Source organism: Chryseobacterium sp. PTM-20240506 (genome assembly GCF_048296755.1).
Lineage (GTDB): Bacteria > Bacteroidota > Bacteroidia > Flavobacteriales > Weeksellaceae > Chryseobacterium > Chryseobacterium proteolyticum.
Genome location: NZ_CP182581.1, coordinates 4,747,541 through 4,768,354, shown reverse-complemented (window position 1 = coordinate 4,768,354; position 20,814 = coordinate 4,747,541). Strand labels below are relative to the sequence as shown.

Annotated in this window: 17 protein-coding genes; 6 read left to right on the top strand and 11 right to left on the bottom strand. The window is 34.8% G+C overall.

Going from position 1 to position 20,814, the window contains the following annotated elements; genetic code table 11:
- Positions 1-44: 44 nt before the first annotated feature.
- Positions 45-2,654 (bottom strand): T9SS-dependent M36 family metallopeptidase, encoded by a 2,610-nt coding sequence (locus ACNFU2_RS21375; RefSeq protein WP_273647405.1) that lies wholly within the window; start codon positions 2,652-2,654, stop codon positions 45-47.
- Positions 2,655-3,069: 415 nt separating this feature from the next.
- Positions 3,070-4,866 (bottom strand): 30S ribosomal protein S1, encoded by a 1,797-nt coding sequence (rpsA, locus tag ACNFU2_RS21370; protein WP_172277450.1) that lies wholly within the window; start codon positions 4,864-4,866, stop codon positions 3,070-3,072.
- A gap of 322 nt (positions 4,867-5,188) precedes the next feature.
- On the opposite strand from rpsA, the gene ACNFU2_RS21365 reads away from it, so the two are divergent.
- Entirely contained in the window at positions 5,189-6,496 is a 1,308-nt protein-coding gene (locus tag ACNFU2_RS21365; protein WP_273647404.1) for a DEAD/DEAH box helicase, read from the top strand.
- A gap of 78 nt (positions 6,497-6,574) precedes the next feature.
- Here the strand turns inward: ACNFU2_RS21365 and ACNFU2_RS21360 are convergent, their stop codons facing one another.
- A complete protein-coding gene (locus tag ACNFU2_RS21360) occupies positions 6,575-9,253 on the bottom strand; it encodes a reprolysin-like metallopeptidase (protein ID WP_418123072.1) in 2,679 nt (892 codons plus the stop codon).
- A 380-nt stretch (positions 9,254-9,633) separates the two neighbouring features.
- Entirely contained in the window at positions 9,634-10,527 is an 894-nt protein-coding gene (locus ACNFU2_RS21355) for an SMP-30/gluconolactonase/LRE family protein (RefSeq protein WP_172277441.1), read from the bottom strand.
- A gap of 243 nt (positions 10,528-10,770) precedes the next feature.
- On the opposite strand from ACNFU2_RS21355, the gene ccoG reads away from it, so the two are divergent.
- Positions 10,771-12,213: a cytochrome c oxidase accessory protein CcoG gene (gene ccoG / locus ACNFU2_RS21350; RefSeq protein WP_273647401.1), complete on the top strand. Its 1,443-nt coding sequence runs from the start codon at positions 10,771-10,773 to the stop codon at positions 12,211-12,213.
- A gap of 9 nt (positions 12,214-12,222) precedes the next feature.
- Here the strand turns inward: ccoG and ACNFU2_RS21345 are convergent, their stop codons facing one another.
- Positions 12,223-13,104, bottom strand: a complete 882-nt coding sequence (locus tag ACNFU2_RS21345) for an AraC family transcriptional regulator (RefSeq protein WP_273647400.1) — start codon at positions 13,102-13,104, stop codon at positions 12,223-12,225.
- Between the two features lie 167 nt (positions 13,105-13,271).
- Here ACNFU2_RS21345 and ACNFU2_RS21340 point away from each other — a divergent pair, with 167 nt between their 5' ends.
- The 3 genes from ACNFU2_RS21340 to ACNFU2_RS21330 all read left to right on the top strand — a co-directional run bounded on the left by ACNFU2_RS21340 (position 13,272) and on the right by ACNFU2_RS21330 (position 15,766).
- Entirely contained in the window at positions 13,272-13,616 is a 345-nt protein-coding gene (locus ACNFU2_RS21340) for a MerR family transcriptional regulator (RefSeq protein WP_172277432.1), read from the top strand.
- 209 nt (positions 13,617-13,825) lie between these two features.
- Positions 13,826-14,239, top strand: a complete 414-nt coding sequence (locus ACNFU2_RS21335; protein ID WP_273647399.1) for a copper resistance protein NlpE N-terminal domain-containing protein — start codon at positions 13,826-13,828, stop codon at positions 14,237-14,239.
- A 240-nt stretch (positions 14,240-14,479) separates the two neighbouring features.
- A complete protein-coding gene (locus ACNFU2_RS21330; protein WP_273647398.1) occupies positions 14,480-15,766 on the top strand; it encodes a helix-hairpin-helix domain-containing protein in 1,287 nt (428 codons plus the stop codon).
- Between the two features lie 23 nt (positions 15,767-15,789).
- Here ACNFU2_RS21330 and rluF read toward each other — a convergent pair whose 3' ends face one another.
- The 6 genes from rluF to ACNFU2_RS21300 all read right to left on the bottom strand — a co-directional run bounded on the left by rluF (position 15,790) and on the right by ACNFU2_RS21300 (position 19,930).
- Positions 15,790-16,512 carry a 23S rRNA pseudouridine(2604) synthase RluF gene (rluF, locus tag ACNFU2_RS21325; RefSeq protein WP_172277423.1) on the bottom strand — a complete coding sequence of 241 codons (723 nt, stop codon included), beginning with the start codon at positions 16,510-16,512 and terminating at the stop codon, positions 15,790-15,792.
- Positions 16,512-17,021 carry a hypothetical protein gene (locus tag ACNFU2_RS21320; protein ID WP_306611372.1) on the bottom strand — a complete coding sequence of 170 codons (510 nt, stop codon included), beginning with the start codon at positions 17,019-17,021 and terminating at the stop codon, positions 16,512-16,514. Before ACNFU2_RS21320 ends, rluF begins: the two co-directional genes overlap by 1 nt.
- An 80-nt stretch (positions 17,022-17,101) precedes the next feature.
- Positions 17,102-17,800 (bottom strand): tRNA pseudouridine(55) synthase TruB, encoded by a 699-nt coding sequence (truB, locus tag ACNFU2_RS21315; RefSeq protein WP_172277417.1) that lies wholly within the window; start codon positions 17,798-17,800, stop codon positions 17,102-17,104.
- Between the two features lie 30 nt (positions 17,801-17,830).
- Positions 17,831-18,649 carry an undecaprenyl-diphosphate phosphatase gene (locus ACNFU2_RS21310; protein WP_273647396.1) on the bottom strand — a complete coding sequence of 273 codons (819 nt, stop codon included), beginning with the start codon at positions 18,647-18,649 and terminating at the stop codon, positions 17,831-17,833.
- 80 nt (positions 18,650-18,729) lie between these two features.
- A complete protein-coding gene (locus ACNFU2_RS21305; protein ID WP_034686639.1) occupies positions 18,730-19,026 on the bottom strand; it encodes a DUF3098 domain-containing protein in 297 nt (98 codons plus the stop codon).
- A gap of 4 nt (positions 19,027-19,030) precedes the next feature.
- A complete protein-coding gene (locus ACNFU2_RS21300) occupies positions 19,031-19,930 on the bottom strand; it encodes a cell division protein FtsX (RefSeq protein ID WP_172277411.1) in 900 nt (299 codons plus the stop codon).
- Positions 19,931-20,021: 91 nt separating this feature from the next.
- Here ACNFU2_RS21300 and rsmA point away from each other — a divergent pair, with 91 nt between their 5' ends.
- Complete coding sequence (rsmA, locus tag ACNFU2_RS21295; protein WP_273647395.1) at positions 20,022-20,792, top strand: 16S rRNA (adenine(1518)-N(6)/adenine(1519)-N(6))-dimethyltransferase RsmA; 771 nt, start codon at positions 20,022-20,024, stop codon at positions 20,790-20,792.
- The last annotated feature ends 22 nt before the right edge of the window (positions 20,793-20,814 follow it).

The following is a 20,814-nucleotide window of genomic DNA, read 5'->3' as shown; positions in this document are numbered from 1 at the left end:
CCAAGTTTTCCCTGGGGTGATTGAAACTGAATAAAAAAAACAGCTTATTTTTTAACGATTACTTTAGACGCAGCTTCAAAGCCAAGGCCTTTTACTTTTACCATATAAGTTCCGTTGATCAAGCGATCTGTAGAAATAGCTTTTTTAGCATCCGGAGAAATTTTATCTTCAGAAGAAACAAGCTTTCCAGACATATCATAAATTTCCACACTTACTTTACCCATTGTATTGCTTGGGAAATTGATGAAAAATTCATTTTTAGCAGGATTAGGATAGATAGAAATTGAGGTATTTTTTACAGATTTCACTTCATCAGTAGCCAATAACGGACATTCATCGGGAATTGTGAAATCCTGAATCTGATCATTGATATTTGTTTTAACTCCCGCACTTGCATTCACTCCTAAACCTCTTTTTGCAAAAGTTCTCCATATCATACATTTATCTACTCCTCCGGTAGTTGCCTGTTCTGCAGCTAATATCGCATTTCTTCCATCAATAAATGTTGGATTACAAACCTGAAGTTTTAATGCATCGGTAACAAGTTGTAATATTCTTGAACTACCATTTGTTGTATTAGCAGTAACATCGGCAGAATAACCATATTTTGCTACATACTGCCAATGCAGATCCCATAACATCGTAGCCCATACAAATCCAATTGAATGCACATCAGGAACTATATTTCCACTTTGATTCGTATATTCCATTCCATTGGTATCTCCATAGGTATAATCGTTGATCGTGAAGTCAGGAGAATATTTTGCAGGGCGGATTCCATCCCCATCCGGAAGCTGTCCTGCAGCATATGTTGCCATTCCTCTAGGAACAGAAGCATTATCTCCTATTTTATTGGTAAGCATTAAGGCAAAGAAATCCGACCATCCTTCACCCATTTGTTCTTTATCAGATGAAGCATTCAGACATCCATATCCAGTTCCCGTTAATCTGTTAGAAATTCCATGACCGTATTCGTGTGTTACGATTCCATTATCAAAACTCCCATCTGGTGTAACGCTGGTTGCAGGATCATTCTTCAAAGTAACATTTACCGTTGTAGCAGCTGAAAGCTGGGTTTTAATATATTCTCCCTCTGCATTACTAATTAATACAGATGGAATAGTAACTGTTGCATCAGTCCCTGACATATTGCCAATGGTTGATCCATTTGCGGCATTATTATAGATAATGGCAGCAGTAGCTCCTGCATTCTGTAAATTCTTTGTTTTGATCACGAAAGCACAGGTTCCACGCTCAACCAAACCAATCTTCCCTGTAAGTGAACCTGCTGGTAATGCAGTACATCCATCTAATACGGATGATAATTGTACATTTCCAGTAACTCCAGTAGGGTTTAGTGCATTCCCGAATTCAGCAACACCAGCAGCGGGTTGGCGGGCTACCGCTGTACTAGGTGTATTATAGAAGAAAAGTCTATTTCTAGTCGACCATAAATACATCTGCATTCTCCCATTGTAATTATCCGGAGGACTGGAAAAGTTCGCGTTATTAGTACCTCCGCCATCTTGCGCTTCTGCATAAACTGAATCATCGTCTAATCCGCCAAGTCCAAAATTATTTTGCTGGAAATTTCTCGCAGATTCTGTAAATCCAAATTTATAAAATACATCATGAACCCTATTACTGATGTAGAACAGATTGGTAATTGCTGCACTTTGATTCGCTGCAGGAGTCCCATTGATACTAAAAGGAAAATTAAAATTTCTTGAAGCCCCTCCATCAGGTGAAAATCCAGGGTTATTTGTATTGGCTGTATCTTCGTAAGCATACACATTATTTCCTCTTGTATTGGTATAATGGGTTGTACCATCCGAATGCCATCCTTCTGGTGAGGAAGTCAACATCCATGGATTAGAAACTACAGATCTTGATCCAAATGTAGGCGCTTCCAGTGGCGTTGAAAATATATTGTAGCTTGCAGGATCAGCCAACAAAACCAAACTTTGCTGATAGCCTTTCTCAGGACCAACAAATGTATTATTATTCTCTATAGCTAATCCATCTGAAACATAAGAGTCCGGTTTAAAATTACAAGATAATGTTAAGTTATTCTTTTCTATGATTTTTCCATCATTGGCATCTACCAGAATATTCCAGTAATTGGAAGACTTTGGCTCCATCATAATAAACTCATAGGCTAAACGCAAATCTCCAGTAGACGTATTTGCATACACCAGCCTTTGTTTAGCTGATTTTGTATTATTTAAGCTTTTTTCAAAAAATCCAAGAATTGAAAAATCAGCAATCTCAGTGTTTCCAAGTTCATTTGCTATTTTCTGAAGAGCTGCTGTTTTATTGATTTGTGCAGAAACGGGAGTAGATCCTGTATAGTTCTTTACAAAATTATCTGTATAATAAACGATCTTACGATCTTTAATTAACGCAGTTCCTCCGGAACTGTATACAGGAATTCCATTATAAGTCTGTTGAAATTTTATAACATCACCATTTAATGACTTCGATGCATCCGTATTATCAATAACAAAATTAGTGAGATCGGACTTTTTATATTCTCTGATCTTATTCTGAGAAATATAGTCTTTGATAATCTGAGTATTTTCCTGTGAAAATAATTGTAAAGATGGAATAACTGCGAAAGCAGCAACCATAAGAGGTAGTTTTATTCTTTTCATTTATACTGAACAATTTTTAATATTGAAATTTATTAGACTTTATATTTCCTCATCTTACTTTGTGAAACATAATTTACTTAACCTTCCTTATATAATTAATATTAAGAAAACGAACAAAGATCAAATTCTGCGGATACAGCAAACAAAATGGATCGGGTTATATTTTTAATATACATTAATAAAGCCGCTAATTTACAAATATTTAATAATCAAAAATCATTTTATTTGATTTTATTATACACAACTAAAATCATAATTAATTTCCCTTCATTCAACTCAATTTTAAACATTTACATAATTCACTTCTTACAATTGAATTCTAGAAAACAGCATGATATTTTTAATAAAAATATCATAATAAGAAATAAAAAAAGCCACTCGTAAGAGTGGCTTCATATTCCTAAATGGTTAAGGATTATTTACCTTCTTCCATTTTTCTTTTTAATTCTGCTAATGCATCAATATCTCCCAATGTAGATCTTTCTTCGTTTGAAGAAGATGAAGAAGAAGTATTAGATCTGTTGTTAGATTCTTTTACATTTTTCTTTTCCTCATCTCTGAAGATACCTGTGTGAGATACTACTACTCTCTTGAACTCCTTGTTGAATTCGATTACTTTGAACTCAGCATCTTCACCTTTTTTGATTTTAGATCCATCTTCTTTCTCTAATAATCTTGAAGGGCAGAACGCTTCAACCTCAGCATCTTCGAATTGTACAGAAGCACCTTTATCGTGTACTTCTACAGCTTTACCAGCATGGATAGTTCCTTCAGCATATTTAGTTTCGAATTTATCCCAAGGGTTTTCAGTCAATTGCTTGTGACCTAAAGACAATCTTCTTGCTTGGATATCTAATTCCAATACGATAACATCTAATTTGTCTCCTACAGCGCAGAATTCAGATGGATGCTTGATTTTCTTAGTCCAAGAAAGATCAGAAATGTAGATTAAACCGTCGATACCTTCTTCCAACTCTACGAATACACCAAAGTTTGTGAAGTTTCTTACAGTTCCTACATGCTGAGATCCAACAGGATATTTAGCTTCGATATTTTCCCAAGGATCTTTAGATAATTGTTTCATACCTAGAGAGATTTTTCTATCTTCTCTATCTAAAGTAAGTACTTCAGCTTCAACTTCATCACCTACTTTTACAAAATCACCAGCAGATCTCAAGTGAGTAGACCAAGACATTTCAGAAACGTGGATCAATCCTTCTACACCTGGAGCGATTTCTACGAATGCACCATAGTCAGCAAGAACTACTACTTTTCCTTTTACTTTATCTCCAACTTTCAGGTCAGCAGAAAGAGCATCCCAAGGATGAGCTTCTAATTGCTTCATACCTAACTGGATTCTTGTTTTCTCATCATCGAAATCAAGGATAACAACTTTTACAGTTTGTCCATCTTCTAAGATTTCAGATGGGTGGTTCACTCTAGACCAAGAAAGGTCTGTAATGTGGATCAATCCATCTACACCTCCTAAGTCAATGAATACACCGTAAGAAGTAATGTTCTTAACAGTTCCTTCAAGAACTTGTCCTTTTTCAAGCTGAGCGATGATTTCTTTTTTCTGACCTTCGATATCTGCTTCGATCAATGCTTTGTGAGATACTACTACGTTTTTGAATTCAGGGTTGATTTTCACAACTTTGAACTCCATAGTTTTACCTACGAACTGATCGTAATCTTTAATTGGCTTAACATCAATTTGAGAACCTGGTAAGAATGCTTCGATTCCGTGTACGTCAACGATCATACCTCCTTTAGTTCTAGATTTCACAAAACCGTTAACGATTTCTCCAGTTTCGTGAAGTTCGTTTACTCTATCCCAAGCTTTAAGCGTTCTTGCTTTTCTGTGAGATAATTGTAATTGTCCAGTTTTGTCTTCTCTTCTGTCAACCATTACTTCTACCTCATCACCTACTTGTAATCCTTGGTTATAACGGAATTCGTTAAGAGAAATAACACCTTCTGATTTGAAGTTGATGTCTACGATAGCTTCTTTATCAGTTAATCTTACAACTCTACCAACTAAAACGTCGTTATCGTTTAAGCTGTTTAAAGATCCGTTGTAGATTTCTTCTAAATCACTTTTTTCTTTTCTCGCATCTGCATCAAGACCTGATTCGAATGAATCCCAATCAAATTGTTCTGGTGCTACGTTTTGGTTTAATAAAACCTCTGCTGAATTTGTCTCTTTTGACATTTTCTAATAAAATTTGTATTCCTTCTTTTTTAACGGTTTGAACAAATGTGGATTTAAAAAATACGGAAGTAATTAATTTTTAATAATTTACCTCTTCAAACCTTGACCACAAAAAGTGGGTGCAAATATACGAATATTATTTAATATAAACAATATTTTAATCCGCAGAGACGTCACACCTAAATGCCTGATTGTCAAAATTAAAATCATTAAAAGATTAAAATACATCTTCACCAACAATCTTTATAACAAATAACAACTTACAGCTTAAGACTCTAAAGACTCTAAATTCCTAGCCACCTATTTTCACTATCTTTGCCCAATGGAACTACAATCAATTTATCAAAAACTGCAAATTCAGGATATGAATCAGATGCAGAAATCTACTTATAAAGCTTCTGAAAACAATACGGATATTGTATTGCTCTCTCCTACCGGATCAGGGAAGACGCTTGCTTTTTTATTTCCGGTTTTAAGAAATCTGAAAAAAGACGTTCAAGGAGTCCAGGCATTGATATTAGTTCCGGCCAGAGAATTGGCTCTACAAATTGAACAGGTGTTCAAGTCAATGGGAACGGATTTTAAGGTTTCCGTTTGCTATGGTGGCCATGATAAAAAGATTGAGGTTAATAATTTAATTGAAGCTCCTGCCGTATTGATTGGAACACCGGGAAGAGTTGTTTACCATCTGAGAAACAATAATTTTGATCCTAAGACAATTAAGACATTGGTTCTTGATGAGTTTGATAAAGCATTAGAGCTAGGCTTTCATGATGATATGGAATTTATTTCTAATTCTTTAAAAGGGTTATCCCAAAGAATTTTAACTTCTGCAACTGCCATGGATGAAATCCCTTCATTTACCGGGCTGAAAGATGAAAAAGTAATCAGTTTCCTTAAAGAAAACGATATAAAACCTGATTTACAATTGAGAAAAGTAATGACAATTCCGGAAGAAAAGCTGGATACACTTTTCAATCTTGTTTGTAAAATCGGGAATAAAAGAACGCTGATTTTCTGTAATCACCGTGACGCAGTAGACCGTATTTCCGAGCTTCTTCATCAAATGGGAATTGACAGGGAAACATTCCACGGGGGTATGGAACAGGACGAAAGAGAACGGGCTTTACTGAAATTCAGAAATGACTCTGCAAGAATCCTAATCACAACCGACCTTGCCGCCCGGGGACTTGATATACCTGAAGTAGAGTCTATTGTTCATTATCAACTACCTCCCAAAGAAGATGCTTTCATTCACAGAAACGGACGTACCGCGAGGATGAATGCTAAAGGTTTTGTTTACCTTATCATGACAGAGGAAGAAAATTTTCCTTTTATCAAAAATAATACGCCTGACGAAAGTGTTTCAGGATATGATAAAGTTCCTGAAAAGACACCTTTTCAAACAATTTATATCAGTGCAGGTAAGAAAGACAAAGTTAATAAAGTAGATATTGTGGGTTATCTCATTAAAAAAGGAGAATTACAAAAGGAGGATATCGGGCTGATTGAAGTGAAAGACACAACATCATATGTTGCCGTTTCCAGGAAGAAAGTAAATTCATTGTTAAAGAAATTATCCAATGAAAAGCTTAAAGGAAAAAAAGTCAAAATGGAGATAGCGTATTAAACGACATCAATTTTAAGATAAAAAAGAAAGCGGCCATTATTTAATAGCCGCTTTCCTTTTACAATAATATTAAAAAACTTATTTGATGATCAGTTTTTGACTATACATCCCTTTGGAAGAATTAATATTAATAATATAAACTCCTTTTGGGATATTCATATTAAATTCTTTTGTAAAATCTCCATTACCTTGATAGGAATCCGAAGAGATCAGCCTGCCACTTGAATCAAATAGAGTAACTTTTATTTCTCCTGATAAATTCCTGGATTTAACAAAGAAATTCCCATTACTCGGATTAGGGTAAATTTTGATATCATTTCCTGATACAGCGGAAGCATCCTTTGTTCCTAAATTTTGTGTTTCGCGGGTACAAACCTGAAGTGACCATCCGTTAATGGTTCCAACATTACCGGCATTGTTATCAGATACGAAAAGCTTCCATTCCCCTTGCGCTTTATGACCTTTGAAAATAGCTAAAGACTCATTAGATAATGTTTCTCCCTGTATTGGCGAAGCACATGCTACAGCATTTCCTTCATTACTAAACGTTGCTGTTATACCAGACCTGTTGTTACACTGCCTGTTCCAGATTAAGGCGGATGAACCTGCCGGACTTTCAATCCCGATAGCAAGATCTCTTACGTTCGTATGTGCAACAGAAGGTGTTACTTTAATTTTCGTAATAGTTCCCGTATTATTTACAAGGAGAGGAATCACAACTTTAGGAGCAGAAATATTACTACCTCCTGGACCATCTGTAATGCCAACAGCTGGTCCATTATAAGTATATGTTGCACATGTTTCTCCGGTCACATTATAATCAATAACAAAACTTGGACTTACCGCATAATAAACATTTCCTATAGCTTCAATCAGAATGTATGCGTTTGCCGAAGTTGATCCGGCAGGAATTGTAATCTGTTCGCTACCGTCATTAGGTGTATTTGCTGCCAGCACGGTAAATGTTTGCCCTCCGTCGGTAGATAATTTAATCGTAACATTTGCTGTATTAATCGGAGCCTGAGTGGTATTGGCTACATCCCAGGTTATAGTTGCTGAATTTCCGGAACTTAACGACTGTCCAAATGTCGGAGCTGTAATTTTGAAAGGTCCCGATGCAGCATCAACCGTTATTACCGTTTCATCTTTGCTCGTTTGCGGAGCAGTAGGATGATTATTTCTTGCCGTAACTGTAAAATTAAGTGTCCTTGCCACACTGGATAAAGACTCCCAACGGGTCGCATATACTCCTGCCAATACTTTATTAAAATCAGGAAAGTATCTTACAGGTGTACTTACCGGAGGTAAGGACCGGAAAGTAGGACCGGAAGGTTTGGCAGCATACGTAAGGGAGTTCACCGTTCCTGTTTGTGCCGAACCGGAATCCATCTGCTCCCACGTATAAGTATAACCAGCACTATTGGCATCTGTTGTGGTTGCTTTCAATGCGAAAGGTGTAGATTTAGGAATTGTATAATCAGCTCCGGCATTTACTGCTGGTGCAGGGTTAGCAAACGGCACATTAACACCGCATGCCACGCCATTGATCACATCTTTGATCTCTTTAAGATTAAAAGCATGAAAATAATCAAATGAGTTAAACTGCACATCACTATTACCACCCATAATACCTGTATAAGCCATAATCGTAGATCCACTTCCCGGCTCTACTAAAGAAGCATCCGTATAGCTTGCATTATAAAGCGTAAATGTATGGTTCGCCCCCATCTGATGACCCATTTCATGAGCAACATAGTCTATATCGAATTTATCTCCTTCAGGAAAATTATGAGCTGTCCATCCACCTGCTTTAGCATTATCATCACAGATTACTCCGATATCTCCTGCCTGGCCGTTACCATTCTTTTTATCCAGCAAATGACCCATATCGTAGTCCTGAGCTGCAATACGCGCTGAAATCTGGGTTTGAGCTTCACCAGGTCCTCCGTTGGTATAAGGATCTGCAGTAGGTTCTAAAAAAATAAGCACATCATTATTGGCAATTAAATTAAAATGTAATGACAGATCTTTTTCAAATAACTGATTAAGACGGGTTAATGTCGTATTCATAGCTGCCAGTACTACCGCTTTTTTCTGCGCTTCCGTAGCATTTGCCGGTGTTCCGGCTGCTGTTAAATGATACTGGGCATATTCCCCGGTACATGACATAGCCAGCCTGAAAGTATTGAAACCTGCGGCTTTTTTATTTTGTGCACCATTTTTACTAGATAGGGACTTCGTTGCCAGATTTTCAGCAGTACCACAAATGAAAGGTTCTGCCTCCTGATTCTTTCTTGCTTTTGAATCGAATACAGCATATACTGTTCCGTCCTGTGAATAAGGTTCAACAAATTCAGAATTACCGGATCTTGTAATCATGGATGAAAAACCTACCGGTGAAAGACTAAATCTTAAATAAGCAGACGGGTCTTCTATTCCCCTTCCCATATAAGATTTTATGTCTGGATATTTCTCCTGTAATTCAGGAGCCATATTGGAATATTCCCATACCTGGAACCTTTCTGTTTTCCCATTGATATCAGGAATTGAAATAACAACACCTTTTCCCTCAGAAGTTTTAGAAGATGTATTTTTAAGGGTTTGTTTTAAAGCGTTTATATCTAATGTATACAAGCCTGAAAACTCCAGTTTTTCCTGTACTTTTTTTACGCTTTGTGAACGTAGTTCTGTTCTCTTCCATTGTGATGACCCCATAAAAGGAACCATCGCCAATGCGATCAATAAGTAGAATTTCATATCTATAATAATTTAAACTGTTTGTGTTAAGGTTGGTATATGTTCTAACTCACGCAAACATCTTAAATAAAATAAACGATATTTTCCAGAGCCTAAAACACTTTACAAAAAAAGCAAAAAATTAAACACAAAAACCATAATATTAATAATAAACAACACTCATTATTAACATTTTCACAATTAACTTAAATTATTTTACGATAGAAGTAAATAGATTAAAAATTTTATATAAAATAAGATTTAAAAAGAAATAAATTCAAATACACATGAAATAACATCAATGAAATCAAAGCCCACCTCACTGATTACCTGAATATTACATATAATTTTCAAGTAACTAAATCACTGATAAAAGATTTAACAACAATAAATGGAATCGATTATCTTGTCCCTTTTACCCTTGTTGGTAAAGTATATACTGACTTTGAAGCAGTAATAAAAAGAATATCATTATGCTTTCCCCCGAATGTTACGTTAGAGGTCCATTCCTCTTCTATGGGAATATGATAGATTTTCTTACCATCGCGATTAAACACCGTAACCCCATTACCTGTTAAATAAACATTCCCGTGCTTATCTAACGTCATTCCGTCAGAACCCATTTCACAGAACAGTCTCTTCTCAGAAAGTTCTCCTGCATCCAATATGTCGTATACATAAGTTTTTCCTGCATCAATATCAGAAACATAGAGTTTTCTGTATTTCTCACTTCCGGCAATGCCATTGGGCTGGGTAAAAGTATCGATTTTTTTTACTTTACCTTCTTTATTTCTGTAATAAAGACTTTTATGAGGAATTTCCTGTTTAAAATCAATCCAGTAATCTCTCTTATACAAAGGATCAGTAAAGTACATTCCACCTGAAGAATCTCCCCATACATCATTCGGACCATTAAGCCTTTTTCCTTCGAAACCTTTTAATAAAATCTGAATCTTTTTATCTTTAGAGATCTTCCAGATCTCGCCCTGATCATCAGAACAGGTAATCAGATTATCGTCTTGATCAAAATGGGTTCCATTGGCGCGTCCTGTTTTGCTTAAAAATTCCCGGATTTCATTTGTTTTCCAATCCCAATAATAAATTTTATCATTGGGTTGATCTGTAAAATAAACATTCCCTTCTTTATCTGAGGAGGGCCCCTCAGTAAAACCGAACCGGTCTGAAATCTTCTCTGGCATTACATCATGATAAAACATACGGGTATAATTTACTGATTGACAATTTAGTAATACTAAAACCAAACCAACCCAAGTCATTTTAAAAAGATTCTTCATTTCTTATTTCATTTTAGGCTCACAATGTACAACATGAAAAAATAAAATTCAAGAATTATTTTCTCATTTTGATACAATAATAAAAAATTGATAAATGTCCCATTTGTCCTATTCAATACGTGTATACTATTAGTAATGTATTCCCTTAATTAAGAGCTTTGCGGTAAGAAACTCAATAGATGTTTTTTAATAAAAAAAACAACAAAATGAGGGATTATTCAATTGGTTATTTAAAATAAAAGAATGAATACAGACACCAAACCCGAAAAGGTTATAGCAATAGAGAATGAAGCTTTCAGAAATTCTGTGGGAACAATGGATGATACAGGAAAAAGAAAATGGGTGTTCCCCCGCAAACCCAAGGGGAAATATACAAATTACAGAAATTACACCAGCTATATCCTGCTTGCTTTGTTTTTTATTCTACCTTTCGTAACCATTAATCATAACCCTTTTCTTCTGATTAATGTTATCGACAGAAAATTTTTCATTGTGGGGCAACCTTTTTATCTCCAGGATTTTTTTATTCTGGCTCTGGGCGCTGTTACTTCTGTTATATTTATTATGCTTTTTACAGTAGTTTTCGGACGAATATTCTGCGGCTGGCTTTGTCCGCAAACTCTTTTTATGGAGATGGTTTTCAGAAAAATAGAATATTGGATCGAAGGTGACCGTAATAAGCAAATGAAGCTGGACCGACAGGAATGGAATAGTGAAAAAATAAGAAAGAGGAGTCTGAAATGGTCGGTATTCCTTTTGGTTTCGTTAATTATCAGTCATTTCATGTTCATGTATATTGTAGGCTACAGAGAGGTTTTTAAAATCATGAGTGAAGGACCGGCAGAACATTCATTGAAATTCATTGCTATGATTTCTTTCACAGCTGTTTTTTATTTTACTTTCGCATGGCTCCGTGAGCAGGTATGTACATTGGTATGCCCCTACGGACGCTTACAGGGAGTTCTTATTGATAAACAAACCATCAATGTATATTATGATTTTAAAAGAGGTGAAAACCGTTCCAAATGGAAAAACGGTGAAGACCGAAAATCAGAAGGAAAAGGAGATTGTATCGATTGCCAGCAATGTGTCGTAGTTTGCCCTACAGGAATAGACATCAGAAACGGCCAACAGCTTGAATGTATTAATTGCACGGCGTGCATTGATGCCTGTGATGAAGTAATGGAAAAAATAGGTCTTCCAAAAGGATTGGTTCGCTACGCAACTGAAGCTGAAATTGAAAACCAATCCAGGTTTATTTTTACCTCCAGAATGAAAGTCACTACGGTTTTTCTGGCATTATTAATCGGTTTTCTTGGTTTTCTAATGTATGACCGTGGATCTATGGAGGCCAAATTTATTAAACCTGCCGGATCCACTTTCTTTACAAAAAATGGAAAAATAACGAATACATTTATTTATACTTTTTTAAACAAAACCAATGAGAAAAAGGTTTTAACAATAAAAGTAATAAGTCCTAAAAATGGCGAGATCACTTTTTTTGGTTCAGATAAAATTGTATTAAAGGGAGATCAGATCTTAAAAGGTAACATTAATATTACATTTCCTGAAAAAGACATCCGATTTTCCAAACAGAACATTGTGATTGCTGTACTTGATGAAAAAGGCAAAATTGTGGATACTTTTGAAACAACTTTTGAAGGACCTTTCAAACTATTGTTGTAGCCAAAAAGTTTATGATTTATACTTTTGAATAAACTGAGTCGGTGTTATTCCGGAAGTTTTCCGGAATACCCTCACAAAATAAGAATATTCTTCATATCCTAATCTGAAGGCAATCTCAACAAGACTTTCGCTTAAATACATCAGCATCCGTTTTGCTTCCAGCACTACCCTTTCAGTAATAACTTCAGTAGCCGTTTTCTGAACCATAGTCTGCGTAATCCTGTTCAGGTGTTTAGGAGAAATATCCAGCAAAGAAGCATAAAATGAAATCGATTTTTCTTTTGTAAAATGTTCTTCGAGTAAAGTCTCAAAATCCTGATAGTGCTTTAAATATGAAATACTAACCGGGGAATTAAAAGTATTGTATTCTTTAGAAAACAACCTTGATGAGGTGATATACATTTTTGTAATCACTGAAAGTATCAGCCCCTCCTTCATAAGGTTATGAGAATAATACTCATTCTGAATCTCATCAAACAAACCAACCATTGGGTTCAGGTATTTTTTTTCAAGCTGAAGCTTTCTTGAAAAATTCACCGAACTAAAAAAAGGGAAGTTTCTCAGATGCTGATTGATATAATGCATATCATAAAATTCCTGAGATAAGAAAAAAATATACCCGTCCGTGTCTTCCGAAAGTTCCCAGCTGTGAACCTGACCCGGTGATAGAAAAAACATGCTTCCCTCTGAGACATCATACCTGTGAAAATCGACTTCATGAATTCCTGTCCCTTTTGTAAAAAGCACCGTTACGTAAAAATCATGCCGATGGGGCTTCTCAATATGTTTATGGCTGCTGACCAAATGATCTTTCATTGTATTGAAATAAAAATCCGAAGTATTTTTCCCGGACTGAAAAAGATCAATATGAAGTACAGATATAGAATTCAAATCTATTAATTTACTTCAAAATTAAAAAAAGACTTTCATTTAATCTTAAATAGCACTGGAAGATTATAGTATTTCAAGAAAAGAAAAGAGTTTTAAGAATATATTTTGGATGGTAAATTTGTAAAAAAATTCAAAAAAAATTATCTTTGAAAATTAGGATTCATAAAATGAAGATAAATTTACCCGATAAGCTGTATTATTCAATAGGAGAAGTTGCTAAAGCATTTGATGTAAACACTTCATTAATACGTTATTGGGAGCAGGAATTCCCTATTATCAAACCTAAAAAAAACAAGAAAGGTAACCGGTACTTCACCCCTGAGGATATTAAAAACCTGCAGATCATTTACCATCTGGTGAAAGAAAAAGGTTACACGCTGGATGGAGCAAAGATCGCTTTGGCAACAAACAGTAAAATATCCGAGACCATTACTATTATCGACCGTCTGGAATTCGTAAAAGCTGAATTACTGAAATTAAAAGAATCTTTAGTAGAAAAAGACTCTGAATAACAGAAACGGATAAAAATACCCTAACATTTTTTTTCCAAATATCAGATTTTACATAAACATCTGCTAATCCTGTGATGATCAATTTTCTGCACCTTTTCACACCTTGGCAAAATAAGATCAGCAATGAAAACTCAATGACTTTTTCACTTATTTATTTTATTTTTTGGCATTATTTTAGTTAGTAAGAAACCAAATTTAAAAAACATATTATGAAAAATTTATTTCTCGCAGCAGCTTGCGCATCATTCATCGGATTTACTTCTTGCAGTACAATGAAAAATCAAAAGGAAAATACTTCGGTAATTAAAACTTCTACTTTTGTACCAGGAGTTTATAAAGGAAATATCCCTTCAGGAAACTCAAAACAGAATGTTGAAATCACTTTCAAAGATGATAATACTTTCGCTTTGTCTGAAACTTTTCCTGGTAGTACAACTCCTATGTCAAGTACAGGGACTTGGAAGTATTACAAAGACACCAATAAGGTAATTTTAAAGTATTCAAATATTGCAGACCGTGTAACAACCTTCTCAATTGTCAATGATAAAACAATTCAAATGCATAGCGGAAGCGCATGGACAAAAGAAACAGCAGGAACAGAATATAATCTTGTTCGTCAGTAATACAATAATCTGTTATTAGTTAAATATATCCCCAAAAACATTTTTGGGGATTTTTTATGCCATCATATATCATATTATCTCGATTATTCCGATGAGTAGGCTTGAAAAAATTCAATTAATCAAAAGATCAGCTTCATTTTAAAAAGGGTTACCATCAAAAAACAACCCTTTATATATCATTATATCAAATTCTGAACATTATTCTTTTAAAAGTTGAGGTTTATCAATAAGTTTAGCTTGATGAAAAGAAGCTACTATCAAAAGATTGCATTTTTAGGTATACTACTGCTCATATTATTCATCTTCCAGGAGTATACCAGTAAAGAAAAAGAAAATTTCCCCGAAATAAAGTTTGTGTCGGAGGAAAACGCTTCATTGTATTTAACCGAATTTAATCCTAATGACCTTAACGAAAAACAGTGGCAAAGCCTTGGATTTTCTTCAAAACAGGTACTAACGATACTAAACTATAAGAAAATTGTTGGTGGAGAATTTACATCTAAAGAACAATTACAAAAATGCTACGCTATTTCCAAGGAGAAATTTTCAGAGATCAGTCCATACATTATGCTCCCAAATGACCATAAGGTTATAAAAAATGGTAGATCGGGAGTGCCTGATAAAAAAACAATTACCGTCTCCGGAACATTCAATCCGGATCACCTTTCTGAAAAAGAATGGGAGAATATGGGATTCAGCCCGAGACAGGCCCAAGCGATTTTGAAATACAAAGCTTATCTGGGAGGTAGTTTTGTAAGTAAAGAAAAATTAAAAGCCTGCTTTATAATCAATGATGAAAACTATCGATTATTAGCACCACATCTGCTTTTACCGGAAAAAACACCTGAAAATTTAAAAAACATTTCTAAGAGTACTGAGCAAAAGCCTCGTATTTATCTCCGTTTTTTTGATCCTAATACTTTAAACACAGCAGGATGGCAATCTCTTGGTTTTTCCGAAAAGCAGGCATTAACTATAGTTAATTACAGAGATAGAAATTTAAAGGGACGTTTTAATACCTATCAGGATATTCAGAAATGTTTCGTCATTTCTCAGGAAAAGTTTGAAGAATTAAAACCCTTTATTAAAATCAAAGATCAGCAAAATGATGAAAAAAAGAATCCAATCATTCAGCAAAAAACAGATTTCGCATCTACTGATTTAAATCAAATTACTTTTAAACAGCTTCTGGAATTCGGACTTGATGAAAAAAGTGCAGGATCAATTATTGGTTTCAGAAAAAAACTGGGCGGATTCGTTACCAAACAGCAAATCCTGGAAACTTACAATATAGATGCAGATCTTGTGCAGAAATTAATTTCAATTTGTAAGCTTGATTCCTCCGGCATCACAAAATATACACTTGCGGACGCACCGGAAGAATGGTTAAAGAACCATCCTTATTTCAGATACTCTGCAGATAAGATTATTTATTACCGTGTGAGCAATCCCGAAGACAAAAAAATATGGAAGTTTCTGAAATTAAAGCCAGAATATGAGACAAGGATGAAATTATATCTGAAATGATCGAATCTTACTTTCTTATCAATTTAATCTACCGTTTTACTGGAGTCTTCAAGCAACTTGTTCAAAGCGGATAGCTCCTCATCGGTAAGATCTCTCCATTTTCCTACAGGTAAATCCAGCTTGATATTCATGATACGCATCCTTTTAAGTTTTTTCACTTCGTAGCCCAAATATTCACACATTCTGCGAATCTGCCTGTTGAGGCCTTGGGTAAGAACAATTCTGAACGTCATATCATCTACTTTTTCTACCTCACATTTTTTAGTGACGGTATCCAGGATGGGAACTCCATTTCTCATTTTCTCCAAAAATCTCGGATTAATCGGCTTATCGACTCTTACAAGATATTCCTTTTCGTGATTGTTCCTGGCCCTTAAAATTTTGTTAACAATATCCCCGTCACTGGTTAGAAGTATTAGGCCTTCACTAGGCTTGTCCAACCTACCAATCGGAAAAATTCTTTTAGGATGATTGATATAATCTACAATATTGTTTTTTTCTCTTTTTGTATCTGTGGTACAAACAATACCAATTGGTTTATTAAAAGCAATATAAACAGGTTTTTCTTCTGTTTCCCGGATCGGTTTACCGTCTACTTCCACAACATCTTCGTCGGAAATTTTCGTTCCCAATTCAGGAATCTGCCCGTTGATTTTTATTCTCCCTTCTTCCAGTAATTTATCTGCCGCTCTTCTTGAGCAGAAACCAACTTCTGATAAATATTTATTAATCCGTGTCTTTTCCATTAATCGTCTCCGTAACCCGTGTAGTTTTTATTACTAAAAAATGTTATCCCATAACTCAAACCGATAAAAAAAGCATTTGATTTTCCAAAGTTATGATTTTCAAGAACAAGTCCTCCTTCCTGGCTTAATCTTTTCGAATAAGACACCTGTTTCCCCAACTTTATTCCCCAGAATTCAGCATTTGAAACAACAGAGTGGTTGATCTGCTTTCCATAATTAATATCAATAAAAAAAGGTTCATCTCCAGGACCAATTATGAATTTAGGTTGGATAACCCAATAAAGCAAATGAAAATTCTTATCCGTAAAACTATATTTTATCCCTGATCCTAAGGCAAAGTTAGGAAGAAAATTATACCCACCGATAACTGTCATTCCAAAAGTAATTTTATTAGGGAGATAAGGAGCTATGTATTGTTGATAATAGGCTGAATCCTTATTTCTGTCATCCTGAATATTATTTCCAAGATTATATCCTAAATTGAGAGTGGGATTAACATAAAAATCCATTTTCGGCTTTTTGTTCTCAACATTTTGAGCGTATGATAGAGTTATCGAAAATAAACTTATGAACAAAAGGAGAGTTTTTTTCATATACTTTCAAATTTAAAATCATTTTCTAAAAACTTTTCTGTACTGTCCTCTATCTTATATTCCCCGATCTTCGTACGTCTCAGTTGCGTTAAATATGCACCAACACCAAGCTCCTGCCCAATATCATGTGCAAGACTCCGGATATAAGTCCCCTTTGAACATCCTACCGTAAAACTCACAAAAGGAAAATCAATCTGAATATTATTAAGATAAAAAATAGTAGTTTTTCTTGACTTCATCTCTACTTCTTCACCTGCTCTCGCTAGATTATAAGCTCTTTTCCCATCAATTTTTATAGCAGAAAAAACAGGAGGTTTCTGGTCTATTTCTCCAACAAATTTTTGTAAAACTGCTCTTACCTGCTCCTCGGAAACGTTTGAAATATCCTGATGAAGAATTTCAGGTTTTTCAGTATCGTAAGATTCCGTCTGAACCCCTATCTTGATTTCAGTCCAATATTCTTTAGGGGCATCCTGTATTTCAGGAATTTTTTTAGTGAATTTCCCGGTACAGACAATGAGTAAACCTGTTGCTCTAGGATCTAAAGTTCCGGCATGCCCAATCTTAAATTTTTTAGGAAGTTTAAACTCACTTTTGAGTTTATATTTCATTTTATTAACGGCCTGGAAAGAGGTCCAATCCAAAGGTTTATCAAGTAAAAATATATGGCCTTCAAGTATATTTTCGGCAGTCATAAATTGGTAATAAATAGATAAGAGAATAATTTATTTAAAGAAATAGAAATAAATCAATAAAGCTATTCCTACAAAAATACGATACCATCCCCAAGGTTTGAAACCATATTTATTAAGCACTCCGATAAAAGCTTTAATAGCGATTAAAGCTACAATAAATGCCACGATATTTCCAATGATAAAAATAGTAAGATGATCTTGTGATGACAAAATCATTTCATATCCTTTCTGAGGATTAGGAGTTTCTTTTCCCCAAGTTTTTACAAAAACTGAATACACAGTAACTGCCAGCATCGTAGGAACAGCAAGGAAAAATGAAAATTCCGCGGCCGCCTTTCGCGTTAATCCCTGTGTCATTCCTCCGATAATAGAAGCAGCACTTCTGCTTGTTCCCGGCATCATTGCAAGACACTGCCAAAAACCTATGGTCACGGCTTTCTTGATAGTGATCCCCTTTTCATCATCAATTGTCGGGTTTTTAAACCAGGTATCTGCAAATAATAAAACGATTCCACCTAAAACCAAAACAGACGAAATAGCGATCTGATTTCCAAGAACAGCTTCAATCTTATCATCAAAAAGATATCCCAAAGCCAAAGCCGGTACTACCGCAAAGGCAAGCTTATAATAGAATTTAATATTATTAAAATCAAAGAACTTTTTCCAATAAGCAACCACCACTGATAAAATAGCACCAAACTGAATAGATACCTGAAACATTTTTAAAAATTCATCTTCCGGCAATCCCATTAAGCTAGCCGTGAAACCCATGTGGGCTGTAGAAGAAATTGGAAGATACTCAGTAAGACCTTCTATAATCGCAATAATAATTGCTTTGAATAAATCCATATGTATAAAATTAAAAGATTAAAAAGCCTGAAATCCGGAATACTCCGAATTTCTTAAACTTCTTAATCTTAAATAAAAAATTATTTTCTTTTTAAAATCGCATATACTTCTATCACGAAACCGATAACTACAAATAATGGAGCTATCCGGATTCTGCGAATAGAGAAGATACCGTCGTTCCATGAGTTCGGATCATATTTTCCATCGACTGTATTAGCATCGGCACCCATCATCAGGAGAAAACCTACTACAATGAATGCTAATCCAATCAGCATCCATTTAAAGTTTTGTTGTCCGAAATAAAAGGTGTTTTCCTGTGGAGCTTTGGTATCCGTACCAAACTCAGCTGCAGAAAATTTATTTGTTTTTTTGCTCATCTTTTTAAGAGTAATATAAATCGTCAACGTTTGTTCTCAAGAATCTCCAGGTAGCAACAATAGTACTTAAAACAGTAATAAAAATCCCTACCCCGAATACCAGTATAACAAGCCAGAAATATTGCTGATTATTCTGAACAAATGCAGACCCGATCTGACTTGTGAAATAATACCATACTCCAAATAGCGCCAGAAGTCCGATAACAGAGCCTATACAACCCAAAATCAAAGCCTCAACAATAAATGGTTTCAGGATAAATCTTCTCTTTGCACCTACAAGCTGCATGGTTTTAATAATAAATCTTTTGGAGAATATTTTCAGACGGATTGAATTGTTAATCAAGACAACCGCTAAAATAAGGAATAGTATAGAAAAGCCTAAGATCCATTTCAAGATTCTGTTCAGGTTATTATAAACATCTACCATCAGCGTACTGTTATTCTTTACATCTACAATACCGGGAACGGATTTCAGCGTTTTAATAGCCGCATCAATTTTTGCCGGATCCACATACTCCGGTTTTAAGGCAACTTCAATAGATGAAGGGAAAATATTTTCTTCAAAAAGTGCATCACTATCAATTCCCATACTGGCTTTCGCTTCCTTAGCAGCCATTTCTCTTGAAATATAGGTTGCCCTTTTTACGGGGGCTAAAGTCTGTACTTTTTTAAAAGTTTCTTCTTCCAGTTTCGCAATTTTAACAGAATCTTTAGCGTCATAGTTTTCATCAAAGTATGCGTTTACAACCAACTGCTCCTTGATATAGTCAGAATATTTCTGGGCATTAATTAAAATCAATCCCATTAATCCTAACAAAAATAACACTAAGGCAATACTAATTACCACTGTAATATTGCTGGACCTAAGTCTCTTCTTATTAAATTCATCTACAGATTTCGCCATTAATATTAAATTTTTTGGCTAAAATAGAAAAAATCTTCCGAAATTTGGGACGAAAAAAAGAAAATCATTGTTAACAAAATCATAAAAAACTTTGAGTGTAAAAGCAAAAAAACATCTTGGTCAACACTTCCTGACAGATGAAAACATAGCGAGAAAAATTGTAGAAGGCTTAAGCTTTGAAAACTACAATAATATCATGGAGGTTGGTCCGGGAATGGGAGTCCTTACAAAATATCTATTGGAAAAAGACCAATATATTTATCTTGCTGAAATTGATAACGAGTCCATCGAATATTTGAAAAATCATTATTCAAAAATTACAGATAAAAATTTCGTAGGAGATTTTTTAAAGCAGGATTTTGCTTTTATCAATAATGAACAGCTTGCTATTATTGGCAATTTCCCCTATAATATATCTTCGCAGATCCTTTTTAAGATCATAGATCATTATGAGCTTATTCCCGAAATGGTAGGAATGTTCCAGAAGGAAGTTGCAGAAAGAACAGCTGCCGTTCCGAGAACAAAAGACTATGGCATTTTATCTGTTCTTATTCAGGCGTACTATGATGTATCCTATATGTTTACTGTTCATGAAAATGTTTTCAACCCACCACCAAAGGTAAAATCAGGAGTTATCAGGCTAACCAGAAATCCCAAAGAAGGTTTAGCCGGCAATGAAGTCCTGTTTAAGCAAATTGTAAAGGCAGGATTCAACCAGAGGAGAAAGAAATTATCCAACTCTCTTAAAATACTGAATATTCCTGAAGCATTAAAAACGCATGAATTTTTAGATAAGAGAGCTGAAGAACTCAGCGTTAACGATTTTATTTCTTTTACAAAACAGTGGAAAGAAAACGCATAATAATAAACTAAGAAATAAAGAA